This window comes from Arthrobacter sp. D5-1 (genome assembly GCF_017357425.1).
Classification (GTDB): domain Bacteria; phylum Actinomycetota; class Actinomycetes; order Actinomycetales; family Micrococcaceae; genus Arthrobacter.
In genome coordinates this window covers 2,177,922-2,194,820 of sequence record NZ_CP014571.1, presented here as the reverse complement: position 1 = coordinate 2,194,820, position 16,899 = coordinate 2,177,922, and the positions used below count along the sequence as shown (strand labels likewise).

The following is a 16,899-nucleotide window of genomic DNA, read 5'->3' as shown; positions in this document are numbered from 1 at the left end:
TTCGAAAGGCACTGGTGAACGAATCCGAAGCTCCCGGGCCCCGCCAGCCGAAGCCTGAGCCGCGGATCCCGATTGACGACCTGTTGAAGGACTTCGTTGGGCGAGCCGGGGAGCTGTTACAGGCACAGGAAAGAACGCGGGGCCTACTCGAAGCAGTAGTCGCCGTGGCAGAAGACCTGAGCCTCGAAGCAGTGCTCCACCGCGTGGTGACCTCCGCCTGCCAGCTCCTCCATGCCCGATATGGGGCCTTGGGCGTCATTGGCGAGGACAACGCACTCAGCCATTTCATCACCGTGGGGATAGACAGAGAGCTCGCCGAACGGATCGGACCCCTCCCTACCGGGCACGGCGTGCTCGGCCTGCTCATCACCGAGCCTGCGCCGCTTCGCCTCCACGATCTGGGCCAACACCCGAAAGCCTACGGATTCCCGCAATACCATCCGCCCATGAAGTCGTTCCTCGGAGTTCCGGTGCGGGTGAGGGACGTGGTGTTCGGAAACCTCTACCTGACCGAAAAGGACGGCGGCGGGGACTTCACGCCGGAGGACGAGGACCTTGCCGTGGCTTTGGCTGCGGCGGCCGGCGTGGCAATCGAGAACGCCCGGCTGTATGAAGACGCCAGACGTCGGGCATCCTGGCTCGAAGCCTGCATGGACATCACGGGAAGAATGCTGGGCGGCGAACAAGGTGAGCAGGCTGAGAACTCGGCACTGGACCTGATCGCTGCGAGGGCTCTACGGGAATCTGCATCCCATCTCGCCTTGATCCTGGTCCCCACTTCTCAGGGAGGAGCTTATGTAGTGGCGGGTACGGCAGGGAAACCCGGCGCTGACTTCGCCGGCATGTCATTGACAATGGCAGCCCCGGAGGTCCTTGGGGTTGGACGAAATGGGACGGCTGTTTGCCTTGATGACTCCAAGGAGCTCCTCGGTATAGCGGAGAATGGCGGGCCAGCGAAGCTCCTCATCATCGATCTCAGCGCCCAAGGAGCCCATCATGGACTCCTGATCCTTGCCCGTAATCCAGGCACAGGAAATTTTTCCAAGACCGACGTCGAAATGGGGGCAGTCTTCGGCTCACATGTGGCCCTCGCGCTGGCGCTGGAAAGGATTCACAGGCTTCGGGAACAAGTGGTGGTGTTCTCCGACCGGGACAGGATCGCCCGGGATCTTCACGACCTGGTGATACAAAGGCTTTTCGCTGCAGGGTTAAGTGTTCAGAGCCTCCGCCGTTTTACGACCAGCGAGTCTGCCCTGAACAGGATCGACTCAGTTACTGAAGAGCTGGACACCAGCATCCGCGACCTACGCAACACCATCTACTCCCTCCAAGCCAGTACCCATGAGCGGGAGCCATTGAGCGGCCGCATCCTCCAGTCGATTCAGGCCGGCGCCAAGTCCTTGCCCTACGCGCCACATCTGACCTTGGCCGGCCCCGTTGATTCCCTGAATGACGAAGCCATGATCAAACACCTGCTGGCTGTTCTCACCGAGAGCCTCAGCAATGCGGCGCGTCATTCAGGAGCCCAGTCCATCAATATTTCGGTGGCAGTCCAGGAAGGCCGGCTGACACTTGAAGTGGTGGACGATGGATGCGGTTTCAAGGATCCGGCGCCGGGGAACGGTTTAACAAACATGGCTCGCAGGGCAGCGGAAATGAACGGCACTTACAACGTCGCCAGCGCACCAGGCAAGGGGACGTCGCTGACATGGTCGGTCCCGTTAGCCTGATCCCTCAGCGCCGGTTCCCGGCGTCATCTTCGGGAGAATGTGCCATGAAAACCGCAGCCTGGGTTCGGCGTTCAAACCCGAGTTTGGCCAACAGGGATGAGACGTAGTTCTTGACCGTCTTCTCTGCCAGGAGCATTTCCTCTCCGATCTGGCGGTTGGTCATACCTTGTCCAACGAACTCAAGGACCCGGCGCTCCTGCGGGGTGAGGGACGAGACTCGGGGATCCTGTTTCTTCGGCTCCGTGAGGCCCTGGATGATCCTCGTCTTGACGGCCTCATCGAACAACGACTCGCCCTTGGCTGCCTTGCGCAGGGCACCAAGCAGGTCCATTCCGCCGATTTCCTTCAGGACGTACCCGGCGGCACCGGCAAGGACAGCGCCGCGGAGGGCTTGTTCGTCGTCGTAGCTGGTGAGTATGAGACAGTTCAACGAAGGGTCGACTGAACGCACATCCCGGCAAACCTCAATTCCCGTCCCGTCAGGCAACCGTGCGTCAAGTACAGCGACGTCCGGGTGCAACGCCGGAATCCGACGCGTCGCTTCCTCGGCAGATCCGGACATGCCCACCACCGCGAAACCTTCACCTTCCAACAGTTCCTGGAGACCCCTACGCACCAACTCATGGTCGTCGAGGATGAAGACGCGGATTGGTTCTCCGGGGGAATCACCGCTTCTTAGGCCAGCTGTTTCCGGGCGATCCATGACTCTCCTGTCCCACGGTCAATGACCGCATTCTCTTTGGCCTGTGCGGGCGGCTCTGCCAAATTCTCGCTGACGGACAGTCATGGCCACAAGGGTCCAAGGACCCTCCATCGGGACGTGACTTTCGGCCCTGTTGGGAACGGGACCAGGTGCCGACGCTGGAAGAACAAGACACAGGAAGCACCCAGTGAAGAGTGCAGTGTCAGACAATAAAAAGGAGATTGATCCACATGGAGAAATGGACTCGATGGCAGGACTGGACTGTCGTCGCTGCCGGAGCCTACGCAGCTTTGTCCGTCCTTTGGACAAGGCAAGAAGGATCGTCTACGGCGATCATGGTCATCCTCGGCGTCCTGCTGGTCATTGGAGGTGCCGTGAACCTGGCCATGCCCGGAATGCCCGCCGCCGAGTGGGGCCAGGCAATAGTGGCAGCAGCCCTCCTGCTGGCCCCGTGGGTGGGGAATTTCACTTCGGCAACAGGAGCAGCCTGGAGCGCATGGATACCTGGCGGAGTGGCACTGGTGGTCACAGCGCTCGCGATCAAACCCAGTACTGAGGAATACCGGCACCACCACGTGGCGTCCACCCACTAATCGCCGAACGGCTGATTGGCGCCGCATCACCGCGGCGCCAATGGCTTAATAATCAACTGCTTCAGCCCGGACGTTGGTCCGCGGCCTTGCGTCGTTAACTTCTTTGAAGATGGATGAATCACCATGGCCAGCATTAACCAAGCAGCGCTCCGCTTTCTGGGGGCCACGGACACCGTTACCGGCTCCCGCTACCTTGTGGACTTCCGCGGAACACGAATCCTGGTGGACTGCGGGCTGTTCCAAGGCTACAAACGGCTGCGCCTGCGGAACCGGCAGCCCTTCCCCGTATCCCCTGCCTCCATTGATGCAGTCCTGCTGACGCACGCCCATCTGGACCATACGGGCTTTGTTCCCAAGCTGGTGAAGGATGGTTTCAGAGGTCCTGTCTATGCCACTCACGGGACGAATGAACTGTGCAAACTCTTGTTGCCCGACAGCGGACACCTGCAGGAAGAAGAGGCCAGGTACGCCGATCACCGTGGATCGTCAATCCACACCCCTGCGCTGCCCCTCTATACAGCGGCCGATGCCGTAAAGTCGCTCAACAGTTTTCACCCCGTTGTGTTCGACGAGCCCCTCGACCTCGGAGGCGGCGTCGAGGCCACGTTCGTACCCGCCGGTCACATTCTGGGAGCAGCGCAGCTTCAGATCCAGGTGGGCGGAAACTCCATTCATTTCACGGGCGACCTGGGCCGCGACGACGATCCCCTCATGTATCCTCCCCGGGAGCTGGAAGCAGTCGACGTGTTGGTGACGGAATCCACCTACGGCAACAGGACGCATCCAGCCAGCAGCCCGGAAGTTGAACTCGGCGAGGTGGTTTCCCGCGTGGCCAAACGGGGAGGAGTCATTCTGATTGCGGCATTCGCCGTTGGTCGGGCCGAAACGCTCATGCTTCAGTTGGCGCGGCTTCGCAGAAATGGTGCCATTCCGGATATTCCCGTCTATCTCAACAGCCCCATGGCCATCGATGCTTCCTATATGTACCAGAAGCATCCGGACGAACACCGCCTGCGCCCGGAAGAATTCAAGGATATGTACCAGGTGGCCGTCATGACCCGGACGGCGGACGATTCCAAGCTCCTGAACCTCAGGGGTGGCCCCATGATCATCATCTCTGCAAGCGGGATGTTGACGGGTGGACGGATTTTGCATCACATCGAGGCGTACGGCAATGACCCCAACAATGCGATTGTCCTCAGCGGATACCAAGCGGCCGGCACCAGGGGTGCAGCGCTGGCGGCGGGTTCGCGCGAATTGAGGGTCTATGGGCAAGACGTCAAGATCAGGGCTGAGGTGGTCCAGTTGGAAGGTTTCAGCGCGCATGCCGATTCGGACGCCATTATCCGATGGATGCATTCAGCCCCCCAAGCCCCACGAATGACGTATATCACCCATGGAGAGCCGGATGCATCCGAAGCGCTTCGCCTCCGCATCAAGCACGAATTGGGGTGGAAGGCCCGCGTCCCGGAATACCAGGAGACCGTCTCCATCGCCACACCGGAATAATGACTTCCGGCCCTAACCGGTCTTATGACGCCGGTACAAACTGGCAACAAGGCCCCGGCCGAGGTCCGGGGAACCCATCAACGAAGAACGGGCCCAGCCATGAATGAAGCAATTGTCGTCGGTGTCAACGATTCACCCAGCAGCGAGGCTGCCATGGGATGGGCCATGCGTCGAGCAGCCACCTTGAAGCTGCCGGTACAGCTTGTCCATGCCGTGGATGACCGCTGGGCGTACGATAGTGTGGGGTACAACGAGTGGATCCGGGAATCCGGCATCAACTTTCTTGCTGCTGCGAAGGACCGGGCCGCCAAGATGGAACCCACCGTCAAGGTCACCACGGACCTCGTCTCGGGCGGAGCTGGCTATGCCCTGGGCAAGAGGTCCAAAAAGGCCGCGATGGTGGTTATTGGTTCCGGCCATGGCTGGGCTGGCGGTTCGTTGACCGATCGCGCTTTGCAGGTTGCTGCCGTGGCACGTTGTCCCGTAGCAGTCATCGGTGAGCACGACATGACAAACCGCAAAGGAATTGTGGTCGGAGTGGACGGTTCTGAAGAGTCCACACAGGCCGTCGCATTCGCCGCGGCGGAGGCAGACCGCCAGGGCCAGGAGCTGACTGTTCTCCACGCCTTCCTCACACCGGAACCGTGGGTTACCCGCGGTGTACCCCGCACCAACTACTTTGAGGTCATTACAGAAGAAGAGCGCGTCGTCTTGGCCGAGACGGTCGCCGGATTGGCAGACAAGTACCCGGATTTGGTGGTGCACCAGGTCCTCGACACCCACACACGGCCCGCCGAAGCGCTGCTCGCGGCCGGGGCCACTGCACAATTGCTGGTGGTTGGCAGCCGCGGACGGGGCACCTTCAAACGCCTCTTGTTGGGTTCGACAGCGCATGCGGTTCTCACCAAATTACCGTGTCCCACGATTATCGCGCGGATCAGTCCGGTCAAGCACTCCGACGAAAGCACCACTTAGACCCTATACGGCGGGATTGAAAGTGCGGGCTCGCCGGGTAAGCCCGCACTTTGTCGGTGTCAGCTAGGCGAGATATACGTGCTTGCCCGTGACGATGCTGGGCTGGATACAGATGAAGAGACCTCTGTCCCCTCCGGCCCACGGCTCTGCCGTCATCTGGCCCCAAAGGCGCGTGAGTAACTCCCGCTCAACAACATGGGACGAGGACCCGCTGACCAACACCGACCACCCTTCGCTTCGATCAGCCCTGGCATCGTCGATCTGGAAAGATGTCTGCATTCTTGCCACCGGCCCACCAAGCAACCCTTCGAGCGAGGTGCGGAAGTAGACGGCGTGATCGTGAACCAGGTAGTTGACAGGCAAGATCATGACCCGACCGTGGTGGACGAAACCTACCCGTCCTGTGTCATGCGAATGCAGCTTCTCCCAGCACTGCACCTCACTCAGGTCTTCACTGACGTGTCTGGCACCATCAATGCGCACAGGTTCCTGGCTGCTGGGCATGCTCATTTTCATGCTTCCTTTTCGGGGGTATGCACTACAAGAACCGGGCAATGCGCGTGGGCGACGCAGGCGGAGCTGACCGAGCCCATTAAAAGACCACCAAATCCGCCGTGGCCACGCCTCCCGACCACCACCATCTCTGCTCCGCGGCTTGCTTTGATCAGTCCTTGCCGGGGATGGCCCTGTTCCAGATGGGAAATGACGTTGTCAGGCACGTCGATGCCGAATGCCTTTTCGACTGACTCCTTCAGGACTTGCCCGGCAGCCTCCTCAAAACCGGTGATGCCCATGGCAACGTAGCCTTCGTAGACCGGCGGGAAATCCCAATATGCAATAGCCTCAACGGTCGCCCCCAGCGGGACGGCAAAGCGCTGGGCCTCGCGGAGGGCCTCAATAGATGCCTCCGATCCATCCACACCTACAACGACCCTGCCCGGCAATCTATCTATGCCCATCATGTCCTCCTGCACTCTGGCGTTCCTGAACTTATAACGTTCAGTCTTGCCAGAATGGCGTGAACGCCTACCAGGGAACAGGGCCGAAGGTCACAATAGCGCGGGCCTCAGCGAGTCTTTTCTGCGGACCTGAGTTCTTCGATGGTCGACCTCAGCGTGCGGATAGTCTCGTCCAGTTCCTCGGTCAGGGCCGCCATCCGCTCCAACGCAGCCGGATCCTCCAAGAATCGCTTGAGGTTTTGGATTCCCAATCCCGCAGCAAACAAGCGTTGAATCACCAAGTCGTGCAAGTCGCGCGCAATGCGCTCTCGGTCCGACAGCACCACGGTTTGTTGCCGAAGGGCGCTCACACGGACAAGATCCAATGCCAACCCGATTCTGCTGCCGAAAAGTGCACTGGAATCAACATCCGAACGGGTGTAGGCGGGAGCCCCGATACCGCGGGCCAACAGGAGAGCTCCGTTGTCCGTTCCGCGATGCCCCAAAGCCGATACAAGCACCGGGCCCAGCTTCTCCGTCAGGTCAATGCCAAGAACGTGATGAGGGTCCTTCACAACGCGGGATTCCCCGGTTTCGATAACGGATAACACGATCTCCGAACCGGTGAGCTCCTGCCCGGCGTAAAGGCCCTGCACCCCAATCGCCGACCTGCACAGCACTCTTCCGTCGGACGCCGGGACCGCCACGACAGCAAGAATGGATTCCGACGCTCGAAGGGCCGTTTCGGCCACGAGGTCAAGGTGACTGCCGCCGTCGTCGAAGTCGTTTGCGATCAGCAGGCTCCCCAACTCCACACCGGCTTCGAGCCACCGTTGCCTGCGGTGGCTCTCGTCGAACAGACGGGCGTTCTGGATGGCAACCCCGGCGGCCGCCGCCAAGGCAACAGCCAACTCTTCATCGGCAGCGGTGAAATCCAGCCCGTCCTTCTTTTCCGTCAGATACAAGTTGCCGAAGACGACGTCGCGGACCCGGATGGGTACGCCGAGGAAAGTTTTCATGGGTGGATGGTTGCTGGGGAATCCAATTGCCATTGGATGCTGGCCAAGGTCGTGGAGTCGCAAGGGCTGGGGTTCCCGGATCAAGTGGCCCAATACGCCGTGACCTGTCGGCAGATCACCAATTGACCTGATGCCCTCGTCGTCAATTCCCACAGTGATGAAGTGGCTAAGTTGCTGATCCGCACCGATGACACCCAAGGCACCGTATCTCGCATCCACCAAGGTGCAGGCTGACGTGACCACCCGGTCCAAGACGGCTTCCAAGCTCAATTCATCCGCCATGGACATGACCGCATCAAGTAGCGTATTCATTTGCTCTTGGGCATGAAGCAATTCGTCGGCCCGCTCCACGAATTCGCTGAGGAGCGTATTCACACGCGACTTCAGGGGGGACCTCCACGGTTGATCTGCGCCCACAGCTCGTGCCTCCCTAGTGTCAGGCGAGAGTGCTCCTTTGCCGAGTCTAAGGGACTCATGTGGATACAAGAACATCTCCTGCAGGACTTTTGACTCTTGCTGCCGGGTCACGCCAGCGTGACGCTTGTATGCATGGCAGACATGATGAAGGCGTGGTGGGTTGGAAGGCCCGGAAGCACATCGACTCACCCGTTGGAGCAAGGGACCAAGCGCGTACCGAGACCTGAAGAGGGCGAGATACTCGTCCGGGTCAATGTGTGCGGGGTCTGCCGCACGGACCTGCATCTGGCTGAAGGTGACCTTCCTCCGCGCCATCCGCGGGTTGTTCCAGGTCATGAAGCTGTGGGAAGCGTAGTGGAGTCCGGCCCGGGTAGCGGCAGGTTTGAAGCCGGCGACAGAGTGGGCGTCGCATGGCTCGGCGGTACATGCGGGGTATGCAGCTATTGCCGGCGAGGTGCCGAGAACCTGTGCAGCAGCCCCGTATTTACGGGATGGGACCGTGACGGCGGCTTCGCGGAAATGATGACGGTCAGAGAGGACTTCGCTTACGCCATCCCTCCCCACTTCAGCGACGAGAAGGCAGCGCCTCTCCTGTGCTCGGGAATTATCGGCTACCGTGCCCTGAAACGGGCGTCCCTTCCCCCAGGTGGCCGATTGGGCATCTACGGCTTTGGCGGCTCCGCCCACCTGACCGCGCAAATCGCAATCCATTCAGGAGCGTCGGTCTTCGTCATGACACGATCCGAGGAGGCCCAGGTCTTGGCCCGAAGTCTGGGTGCAGAGTACGTCGGCAGTGCGTTCGACGCTCCCCCGGCGAAGCTGGACGCAGCCATTCTCTTCGCACCGGTCGGCGACTTGGTACCTCTCGCGATGCGGGCGTTGGACAGGAGCGGAACTCTTGCAGTCGCGGGCATTCACCTTTCCGATATTCCAGCCATTAACTATGCGGACGAGCTCTTCTATGAGAAGCAAATACGCAGCGTCACCGCCAACACGAGGGCTGACGGAACTGAATTGCTCGCCCTCGCAGCGGACATGCCATTGATTCCCACCACCACGGCATACCCCTTCGCAGCTGCCGACCAGGCCTTGGACGACCTCGCGAATGACAGAATCACTGGAGCCGCCGTGTTGAGGATTCCATGAAGGGTCAGCGTGCTCCGGGCTTTAGGTCTTCTTTTTCTTAGCGAACCGTTTCTCGAGCTTCGCTTCCGCGTCCTCGCGTCGCTTGCCCAGCCGAAACAACTGCTGGACCAACGGATTCTGTGGGACTGATCGGCCCCTTCCGCGTTGCGGTTGCCGGCCCCGATTGCCCGTCGCTGGCTCGACCGTCTCAGATGGGCGTTGAGGTCGGAGTTCCGGTTCCTCAGGAATGCGTTCGATCTTCATTCGGCAGCCCTGCGCATCTGCCCATCCGCAGGAATCCGGCCGCCTGAGGACTTCGTGTCGGCCTGCATCGTAGGCGAACAATGGTCCTGGACCAAGCCCATCCCTGCGCACTCACGCACCTGAGAGATGCCCTGCACCGCAGAGTCCTTGTCTACGTACGAGCACGAGACTGCGAGTTCCCGTCCCTCGGAGTCCACCAGCCGGAACCTGACGTTGGCATTGCCGTCCGTAAAAAGCTCAAAGATCCCATTCATGGGGCCGCCCCTTCTGCACTTGCCGATCGCGGCATTCGGTCCGCCTATGCCTTCCATCAGCATGCCCGCAAACAGGGATACGTCGTAAGGGCCGGAAGTCCCGATTCTCCGGTTCCCGGTCCTGTCGCAGGACCTTGGACTCTGGAGTGCATGAGCCCTGCGGCGGACTCTGGAACTACGGAGCCTAAGCTCCGGTTCGGCAATACCACAGGAGGTTGAAATGACGGACGTGATGAAGTGGTTCGATACGCGACGCTCACCCCTCGACATGCTTGAGCGGCTGTTCGACGGCGATACGGGCGCAGCCGCGATCCGTGTGGAAGAGCTAGTGGACGGCAACACTTTGGTTGTCCGCGCCGAGATGCCCGGAATCGATCCGGAAAAGGATGCAGAAATCACGGTCACCGACGGGACGCTGGTTATTAGAGCGGAACGTCAGGAAAAGCAGGAACAAAAGGAAAAGGACAGCTACCGTTCAGAGTTCCGTTATGGATCATTTGTTCGTCGGGTACCGCTTCCGGAGGGAGTGAAAGAAAGCGATGTAACTGCTACGTACAAGGACGGTGTGCTTGAAGTGAGGGCACCGATTCCCGAGCAGATCGAAAAGACGTCAGCGTCAAGAATCCCCATCACCAAGGAATAGTGCGATTGGGCCCGGTAACCTGCCGGGCCCAATCCAGGAGAAGGTTTCTGCCAAGGGTTTTCCCGCTATCCGAACAAGGCTTCTGCTTCCTTGAAACGTGCCTCTGGAACGGTCTTGAGGTCCCCGAGAGCCGATGCGAGGGGCACATCGGTGATGTCGGTGCCTTTCAGGGAGACCATGGTGCCCCACTTGTGCTCGACCGCGAGAGTGACCGCAGCCATGCCCAATCGGGTGGCAAGGACCCTGTCGAAAGCCGTGGGTGCGCCCCCGCGCTGGATGTGTCCCAAGACGGTGGCTCTGGTCTCGATCCCGGTCATCTCCTGCAACAGACCTTCCAACTTCATTCCGATGCCGCCAAGCCGTGGCCTACCAAAGGTATCCAGACCCCTTGGCGAATACGGCGCCTCCTGACCCGTAGGTACAAAGGCCTCAGCAACCACTACCAATGGGGCCCTGCCGCGTTTATGCGCCGACCCTACCCACGCGGCTATTTGCTCCAAGGAAACCCTGTGCTCGGGGATAAGGATCGCATGGGCGCCGGAGGCCATACCCGCATGCAAGGCAATCCACCCTGCATTCCTTCCCATAACCTCAGCAATCATGCACCGATGATGGGACTCCCCGGTGGTGCGCAGGCGATCGATTGCCTCGGTAGCCGTCTGCACGGCAGTGTCGAATCCAAAGGTGTAATCCGTAGCGCCCAAATCGTTATCGATAGTTTTGGGTACACCAATGACGTTGACTCCCCGCTCTGACAAGATGCGGGCCGCCGCAAGGGTGCCTTCACCCCCTACCGCGATCAGCCCGTCCACACCGTGCCGTGACAGTGATTGGCTCACTGTCGCCGCTCCGCCGCCCCGCAGAGGATTGGTCCGGGACGTCCCCAGCATGGTGCCACCCAGACCGGAAATCCCCCGCACCGCAGACCTTGGCAGAGGGCTGAGATCGTCAGCCAGGACACCTTTCCACCCATCCCGGAATCCAACGAACGCGAAGTCGTGGCTGATAGTCCCCCGGAGAACTGCCCCTCGGATGACAGCATTCAGACCCGGACAGTCACCACCACTTGTGAGAATCCCCAAGCGCCTCATGACCGGGACACCCCTTGGCCAGGATTCATCCTGAAACTCCTGGTCTCCCCGGGAGCCAACATGACAGACTGCCCTTCCATTCGAAGAGAAATAGGAGCGGCCTCGCAATCCGCGGACGATACCCGGAGGCGACCACCCTGCAGCTGGATCTTCAGCGAATGTCCCCTGTACCTCACGTGAAAGGCAACCGCGCGCAATCCCCTTGGCATGCACGGCGTGAACGACAAACCATTCCGCCCCAACTTCAGTCCGGCAAAGCTCCTCTGAACCACGTCTATGGAACCTGCCATGGCACCCAGGTGAATGCCCCCTTTTGTTGTCCCGTGCTGCGTATCATCGAGATCTGCGTCCAAGGCCTCACGAAAGCTATCCCATGCCCGGTCGGGGTCCACAGAAGCCAAGACAGAGGCATGGGCAACTCGGCTCAGTGTGGAACCGTGAGCGGTCCTGGCCAAGTAGTACTCAACAGTCCGGTCCAGTTGCTCGCTGGACATGGCGTAACCAAGTCGCCCCATGAACTCGCGGAGCCCCTCATGGCCCAGGAGATACGGCAACATCAACACATCGGCCTGCTTCGCGAGTTTGTAGCGGTTGACGTCGTCGCCCTCCGCTTCAAGGATGAGATCCAGTCGCTCGATGTTTTCGTACACCCGGCGATACTTGTCCCAATCAAGTTCTTCCAGCGCGTCGTATCCATCAAACTGGCTGATGACACCATCGGCGTGGAACGGAACAAACATCCTCCGGGAAACCCGCTTCCACAACGACACCTCGTCGGCCGTGATGCACAAACGCTCCGTGAGGTCAGCCAACTCATGGCCCTTCAGCATCCCGTGAATCTCTGCGGCGCGCTCGCAGGTCCATGCCGCCAGGACGTTGGTGTAGGCGTTGTCATCCAGGCCAGGATCGGGCTCCCCTGGACGGCGGGTGTGGTACTCATCCGGGCCCACAACGCACTTCAGGTGGAAGCGGTCATCGTTGTGGTCATATGCCGCCATGGCAGCAAAAAAGCGCGCCACTTCCACAACGAGTTCTGCTCCTTTGCGCAGGAACCAAGCCTTGTCACCAGTGGCTTCAAAGTACTCCCAGACGTTGAAGGCAACCGCGAGCCCCACGTGCCGTTGCATCCTAGAATGGTCCGGCACCCAGCGACCCGACCTGGCGTTGTAGAGCCAATGCGGAGTTTCTTCGGTGCCGTCGCTGCCGCTTTGCCACGGGAACATTGCTCCGGGCAAACCGAGCTTGGACGCCGCTTGCCTTGCTGCCGGAAGCCGCCGCCATCGGTATTCGATCAGTGCCCGGGCCACCTCGGGGGTTCTGGCCGTAAGTACGGGTAGGACGAAGAGCTCGTCCCAAAAGACATGCCCTCGATAGCCCTCGCCGTGAAGGCCCCTGGCCGGAACACCGGCGTCGAGCTCTGCCGTGTGATGCGTCAGGGTTTGCAGGAGGTGGAAAAGATGAAGGTTCATGACCAATTGGACCTGGGTGGAAGAGTCGAGCTCCACCAGGAACGGACGAAGGGTGCGCTTCCACGCGGCCACGTGGGAGCTGAGCAGAGCTTGAAAGTTTGTGCCAGTCCGCGCCAGAACGGCCGAAGCGGCCGAACCCGCTGACGATATGGGCTTGTCCCGGGATGTCACGACGGCGGCAACCTTGGTAAAGGCGGTTGCCGCACCAGCAGTGCACGCAACGTCAAAGGTGAGGTAGTGGAACGCTTTGACCCTTCCAGGCAACCCGGCATTGCCTGCAGCATCTGCGTGGAAGGCAATCGCCACACGAATTTGGCTCTGGCTTGTTTGACCTTCGACCAGGAGATTGCAGCTTGGGCCACTGCGGCTTCCTGCGGTCCTGTCGCGCAGGTGGACACGGGTTCCCATGGCTGGCTCGGGCAGGTTCGCATTCCTGGTACCGGCATCGACGCCGGCCCGCACCGAAACTGTCCCGTTCCAGCCCAGGGGCGTCAAGAGGGTCTCTACCGCCAGCACGTGCGGCTCCGCCATGGACACCAAGCGCCTTTCGACGACGTCCAGTCGCCGACCGTCCGGGGCTTCCAGGAGAACATGACGGATCAACAGAGCCTGACCCATATCCAAAGTCCGCCGTTCCTCCACCAACCTCAAGCCACCCTCAGACCACCAAGTGCCGCTCTCCAGGCATAAGTCCAAGGGAAGACAATCCGGCGTGTTGACCATATGCTCTTCGATAACAGATTCCCCGCCCATCCTGGCGACCACCCTGTTGTAGACACCGGCCAGATACATGCCGGCATATCGCGACTCCCGGCCGCCCTCGGAAACAGCACCGCGAACACCCATATATCCGTTGCCCAGCGTCGTGAGGGCTTCACGGTGCCCTTCGTGTTCCGGCGCTGTTCCTTCATAGGTGAGCTGCCAGGGATCACTCATGACCAGGCCCAGGTCCAGCTCGCCCACATCGTTGAGGACCACGTGCGCACCAGCTGCTTCGAGTTGTCGGCGGGTCCCCTGCCGGTCGATGCCCACCACAAGCCCGAATCCACCTCGACGGGCAGATGTCACCCCCGCCACCGAGTCTTCAATGACCACGGCGCGACCAGGCGGAACCCCCAGGCGCCTGGCCGCCTCCAGGAATACATCCGGTTCAGGTTTGCCCGGGAGCCCCAATTTTGAGGCGATGGTACCGTCCACCACGGCGGCAAAGGTTTCCGTCATTCCCGCTGCGGCAAGCACAGGCGTGGCATTGCGGCTCGAGGTGACCACTCCCGCCGGAACCCCGGCCGTTTGCAAGCTGTCCAGCAGTTCCAATGTTCCGGGGTAAGCCTGCACACCGTCCTTCTTAAGGTGGGCGAGGTATGCCCTGTTTTTCAGCCTCCCAAGCCCGTAAGCGGTCCAGTCACCGGTTGCATCGCCAGGTACGCCAAGGTCAACCACGACGCCCCGGGACGCCAGCAGATTCATCAGCCCGACTTCACGGGGCTTGCCGTCCACCAAGGACAAATAGTCGTATGAAGTAAACGGCCGCACGGGATGGACCTTGGGAAACCTGGGATCGCCAATAATCGCCTCGTAAGCGTCGCGCCAGGCCAGCTGATGCACCGTGGCTGTACGGGTGACAACGCCATCCAGATCGAAGATGACCGCGTCGTACGGGGGTCTCGCCGTAGCCGCCGTGGGTGATTCCTTCATGGCTCTACACTGGGTCCGGCCGGTTGAGGTGCTTTTCTGCAGCAGCTATCAAGGGGACCGTCCGGATGAAGGTATCGGGATTCAGTGAAATCGAGTCAATGCCTTCTCCAACAAGGAACTCCGCAAAGTCCGGATGGTTGCTTGGACCTTGACCACAAATACCTATCCGGATTCCTGCTGCATGTGCCTTCCCGATGACCTCGGAGATCATGGTGGTCACGGCCTCATCGCGTTCATCGAAGAGCCCCGCCAATTGCTCGGAATCACGGTCTACGCCGAGTACCAACTGGGTCAGATCATTGGAGCCAATGGAGAATCCATCAAAGCGCCGGGCGAATTTTTCCGCCAGCACTACGTTGGAAGGGATCTCACACATCATGTAGACACGCAGCCCGTGCTCCCCCCGCACAAGTCCGTTTTCCGACATCGCGTTGAGCACCCTGTCCGCTTCGTCCACGGTGCGGCAAAAAGGAACCATGACGATGACGTTTGAAAACCCGATGCCTTCACGCGCGCGTTTCACGGCCCGGCATTCCAGCGCGAAAGCTTCACGGTAGTGCTTGTTGTAATAGCGGGAAGCCCCTCGGAACCCCAGCATGGGGTTTTCTTCAGGGCGTTCGAAGAAGCTGCCTCCGATGAGATGTCCATACTCGTTGCTCTTGAAATCGCTGAGTCGGACAACCACTGGTTTCGGATGGAAAGGGGCAGCAATCTTGGCTATGCCTGTGGCAAGGACACTGACAAAGTATTCCTCGGGACTGGAGTAGTCCCTGGTCAGTTGTTGAATAATTCCGGACTCGGCGTCATCGTTCACCAGTTCCGGATGGATGAGGGCCATCGGATGAACGCGGATCAAGTTGTTGATGATGAATTCCATCCTCGCGAGGCCGACTCCGGCCGCGGGAAGACGCCACCAGGTGAAAGCTGCGGCGGGGCTGGCGATGTTGACCATGATGTCCGTGCGCGTTGTGGCAATGCTCCCGGTGTCCACCTCTTCTACGTCGAAGTCCAGCATCCCGTCATATACATGGCCTTCTTCCCCTTCGGCGCACGAGAGCGTGACAACCTCGCTACCTGCCAGCACGTCGGTTGCATCCCCAGTACCCACAACAGCAGGAACACCTAGCTCGCGGCTGACTATCGCCGCGTGGCTGGTAGGCCCCCCGTGGTCAGTCACGATGCCGGCTGCCCGCTTCATCACCGGAACCCAGTCCGGGTCCGTCATCCGGGTTACCAAAATTGCCCCATCCACGAACGCTTCGATGTCCTTGGCATCCCGGATGATGCACACAGGGCCTACAGCAATGGAATTCCCGACCGCAGCGCCGGATGCCAGGAGACGGCCATCCTGTGCCAGATGGTACATACGGAAGAGCGTCCCGCTTTTTTGGGCCTGAACTGTCTCCGGTCGCGCCTGGACCATGAACAGCTCGCCTGTGACGCCGTCTTTGGCCCACTCCATGTCCATGGGACGTCCGTAATGGTTTTCCACCGACACGGCCCACCGCGCGAGCTTGATAATGTCGTGGTCCGGGAGAACAGTGGCGCGTCGTTCTTTGTCGGTGGTCTCCACCATCCTCGTGGAGACGGTCCCACCGAGGCGGTAAATCATCTTCCGCTCTTTGGATCCCACGGATCTTTCGATTACTGGCAGCAGGGCGGGGTTCTCCAGTAACGGTTTGAACACTTGGTATTTGTCCGGGTTAATGGTTCCCTGGACAACGGTCTCGCCCAATCCCCATGCCGCGCTGATGACGACGCTCTGTGGAAAGCCCGACTCCGTATCGATGGAGAACATCACCCCTGAAGCACCGACGTCGGATCTGACCATGCGCTGGATACCGACGGACAGTGCCACGTCGAGGTGTCCAAACCCTTTGATCTCCCGGTAACTAATAGCGCGATAAGTGAAAAGGGAAGCAAAGCAACGTCGGCAGGCATCCAGGAGTGCGCTCTCACCCGAGATGTTCAGGACTGTTTCCTGTTGCCCGGCAAAGCTCGCATCCGGCAGGTCCTCCGCCGTTGCGCTGCTGCGAACAGCTACTGCCAACCGCTCCTGCCCGGCCCGTTCGCCCAGGCGCCGATAGTTCTGCCTGATGCTCTCGATCAGCCCGCCCGGAAACTCCCCTGCCAACATCGACTCGCGGATGGCATGTCCCGTATCGCGAAGAGTCATCCTGCCTGACTTAAGCTCACTAATGGAATGGCTGATGACCGCTTCGAGTCCGTTGGCAGCCAAGAATTTCCTGTACGCGCCGGATGTCGTCGCGAAGCCGTCGGGGACCTTCACCCCTGCTGAGCGCAACGATGTGGTGAGTTCACCCAGTGACGCATTCTTACCGCCCACTTCGGGAACATCCCCCATTCCGATGTCCTCAAACCATTTGACATGTGACTCTTCGCTGGCTGGCTGCATGCCTTGATTCTTGGCGATGCGGGACAGCCCGGGCAGAGTCTTTGGTCCTGAACCTCGG

The 16,899-nt window shown here is 60.2% G+C and carries 14 protein-coding genes; 6 read left to right on the top strand and 8 right to left on the bottom strand.

All coding sequences use genetic code 11. The features are described from left to right. Window positions 1–14 precede the first annotated feature (14 nt). Window positions 15–1,730: a GAF domain-containing sensor histidine kinase gene (locus AYX22_RS09980; protein ID WP_207597265.1), complete on the top strand. Its 1,716-nt coding sequence runs from the start codon at window positions 15–17 to the stop codon at window positions 1,728–1,730. Between the two features lie 4 nt (window positions 1,731–1,734). On the opposite strand, the gene AYX22_RS09975 is transcribed toward AYX22_RS09980, so the two are convergent. Then, window positions 1,735–2,433, bottom strand: coding sequence for a response regulator transcription factor (locus AYX22_RS09975; RefSeq protein WP_207597264.1), 699 nt, complete (start codon window positions 2,431–2,433; stop codon window positions 1,735–1,737). Window positions 2,434–2,663: 230 nt separating this feature from the next. On the opposite strand from AYX22_RS09975, the gene AYX22_RS09970 reads away from it, so the two are divergent. The 3 genes from AYX22_RS09970 (at window position 2,664) to AYX22_RS09960 (ending at window position 5,510) form a co-directional block, all read left to right on the top strand. Continuing rightward, entirely contained in the window at window positions 2,664–3,026 is a 363-nt protein-coding gene (locus AYX22_RS09970; protein WP_207597263.1) for an SPW repeat protein, read from the top strand. A 123-nt stretch (window positions 3,027–3,149) separates the two neighbouring features. Further along, window positions 3,150–4,535 carry an MBL fold metallo-hydrolase gene (locus AYX22_RS09965; protein ID WP_207597262.1) on the top strand — a complete coding sequence of 462 codons (1,386 nt, stop codon included), beginning with the start codon at window positions 3,150–3,152 and terminating at the stop codon, window positions 4,533–4,535. A gap of 99 nt (window positions 4,536–4,634) precedes the next feature. Continuing rightward, window positions 4,635–5,510, top strand: a complete 876-nt coding sequence (locus AYX22_RS09960; protein WP_207597261.1) for a universal stress protein — start codon at window positions 4,635–4,637, stop codon at window positions 5,508–5,510. Between the two features lie 63 nt (window positions 5,511–5,573). Here AYX22_RS09960 and AYX22_RS09955 read toward each other — a convergent pair whose 3' ends face one another. The 3 genes from AYX22_RS09955 to AYX22_RS09945 all read right to left on the bottom strand — a co-directional run bounded on the left by AYX22_RS09955 (window position 5,574) and on the right by AYX22_RS09945 (window position 7,779). Then, window positions 5,574–6,020, bottom strand: coding sequence for a pyridoxamine 5'-phosphate oxidase family protein (locus AYX22_RS09955; protein ID WP_242703587.1), 447 nt, complete (start codon window positions 6,018–6,020; stop codon window positions 5,574–5,576). A 2-nt stretch (window positions 6,021–6,022) separates the two neighbouring features. Continuing rightward, a complete protein-coding gene (locus AYX22_RS09950) occupies window positions 6,023–6,472 on the bottom strand; it encodes a universal stress protein (RefSeq protein ID WP_207597543.1) in 450 nt (149 codons plus the stop codon). Between the two features lie 104 nt (window positions 6,473–6,576). After that, window positions 6,577–7,779, bottom strand: a complete 1,203-nt coding sequence (locus tag AYX22_RS09945; RefSeq protein WP_347565838.1) for a GAF domain-containing protein — start codon at window positions 7,777–7,779, stop codon at window positions 6,577–6,579. A 249-nt stretch (window positions 7,780–8,028) separates the two neighbouring features. Between AYX22_RS09945 and AYX22_RS09940 the strand changes: the two genes are divergently transcribed. Beyond that, the gene (locus AYX22_RS09940; RefSeq protein ID WP_207597541.1) at window positions 8,029–9,030 is read left to right on the top strand and encodes a zinc-dependent alcohol dehydrogenase family protein; all 1,002 of its coding nucleotides are present in this window, start codon (window positions 8,029–8,031) and stop codon (window positions 9,028–9,030) included. Between the two features lie 239 nt (window positions 9,031–9,269). Here AYX22_RS09940 and AYX22_RS09935 read toward each other — a convergent pair whose 3' ends face one another. Next, on the bottom strand, window positions 9,270–9,527 hold the full coding sequence (locus AYX22_RS09935) for a DUF1508 domain-containing protein (protein WP_207597260.1): 258 nt from the start codon (window positions 9,525–9,527) through the stop codon (window positions 9,270–9,272). A 220-nt stretch (window positions 9,528–9,747) separates the two neighbouring features. Between AYX22_RS09935 and AYX22_RS09930 the strand changes: the two genes are divergently transcribed. Next, window positions 9,748–10,170, top strand: a complete 423-nt coding sequence (locus tag AYX22_RS09930; protein WP_207597259.1) for an Hsp20/alpha crystallin family protein — start codon at window positions 9,748–9,750, stop codon at window positions 10,168–10,170. A gap of 65 nt (window positions 10,171–10,235) precedes the next feature. On the opposite strand, the gene AYX22_RS09925 is transcribed toward AYX22_RS09930, so the two are convergent. The 3 genes from AYX22_RS09925 to ppsA are packed head-to-tail and all read right to left on the bottom strand — an operon-like array spanning window position 10,236 to window position 16,841. Beyond that, on the bottom strand, window positions 10,236–11,261 hold the full coding sequence (locus tag AYX22_RS09925; protein WP_207597258.1) for an ATP-dependent 6-phosphofructokinase: 1,026 nt from the start codon (window positions 11,259–11,261) through the stop codon (window positions 10,236–10,238). Next, window positions 11,258–14,425: an HAD-IA family hydrolase gene (locus AYX22_RS09920; protein WP_207597257.1), complete on the bottom strand. Its 3,168-nt coding sequence runs from the start codon at window positions 14,423–14,425 to the stop codon at window positions 11,258–11,260. Before AYX22_RS09920 ends, AYX22_RS09925 begins: the two co-directional genes overlap by 4 nt. A gap of 4 nt (window positions 14,426–14,429) precedes the next feature. Then, window positions 14,430–16,841, bottom strand: a complete 2,412-nt coding sequence (gene ppsA, locus AYX22_RS09915) for a phosphoenolpyruvate synthase (RefSeq protein WP_207597256.1) — start codon at window positions 16,839–16,841, stop codon at window positions 14,430–14,432. Window positions 16,842–16,899 lie beyond the last annotated feature (58 nt).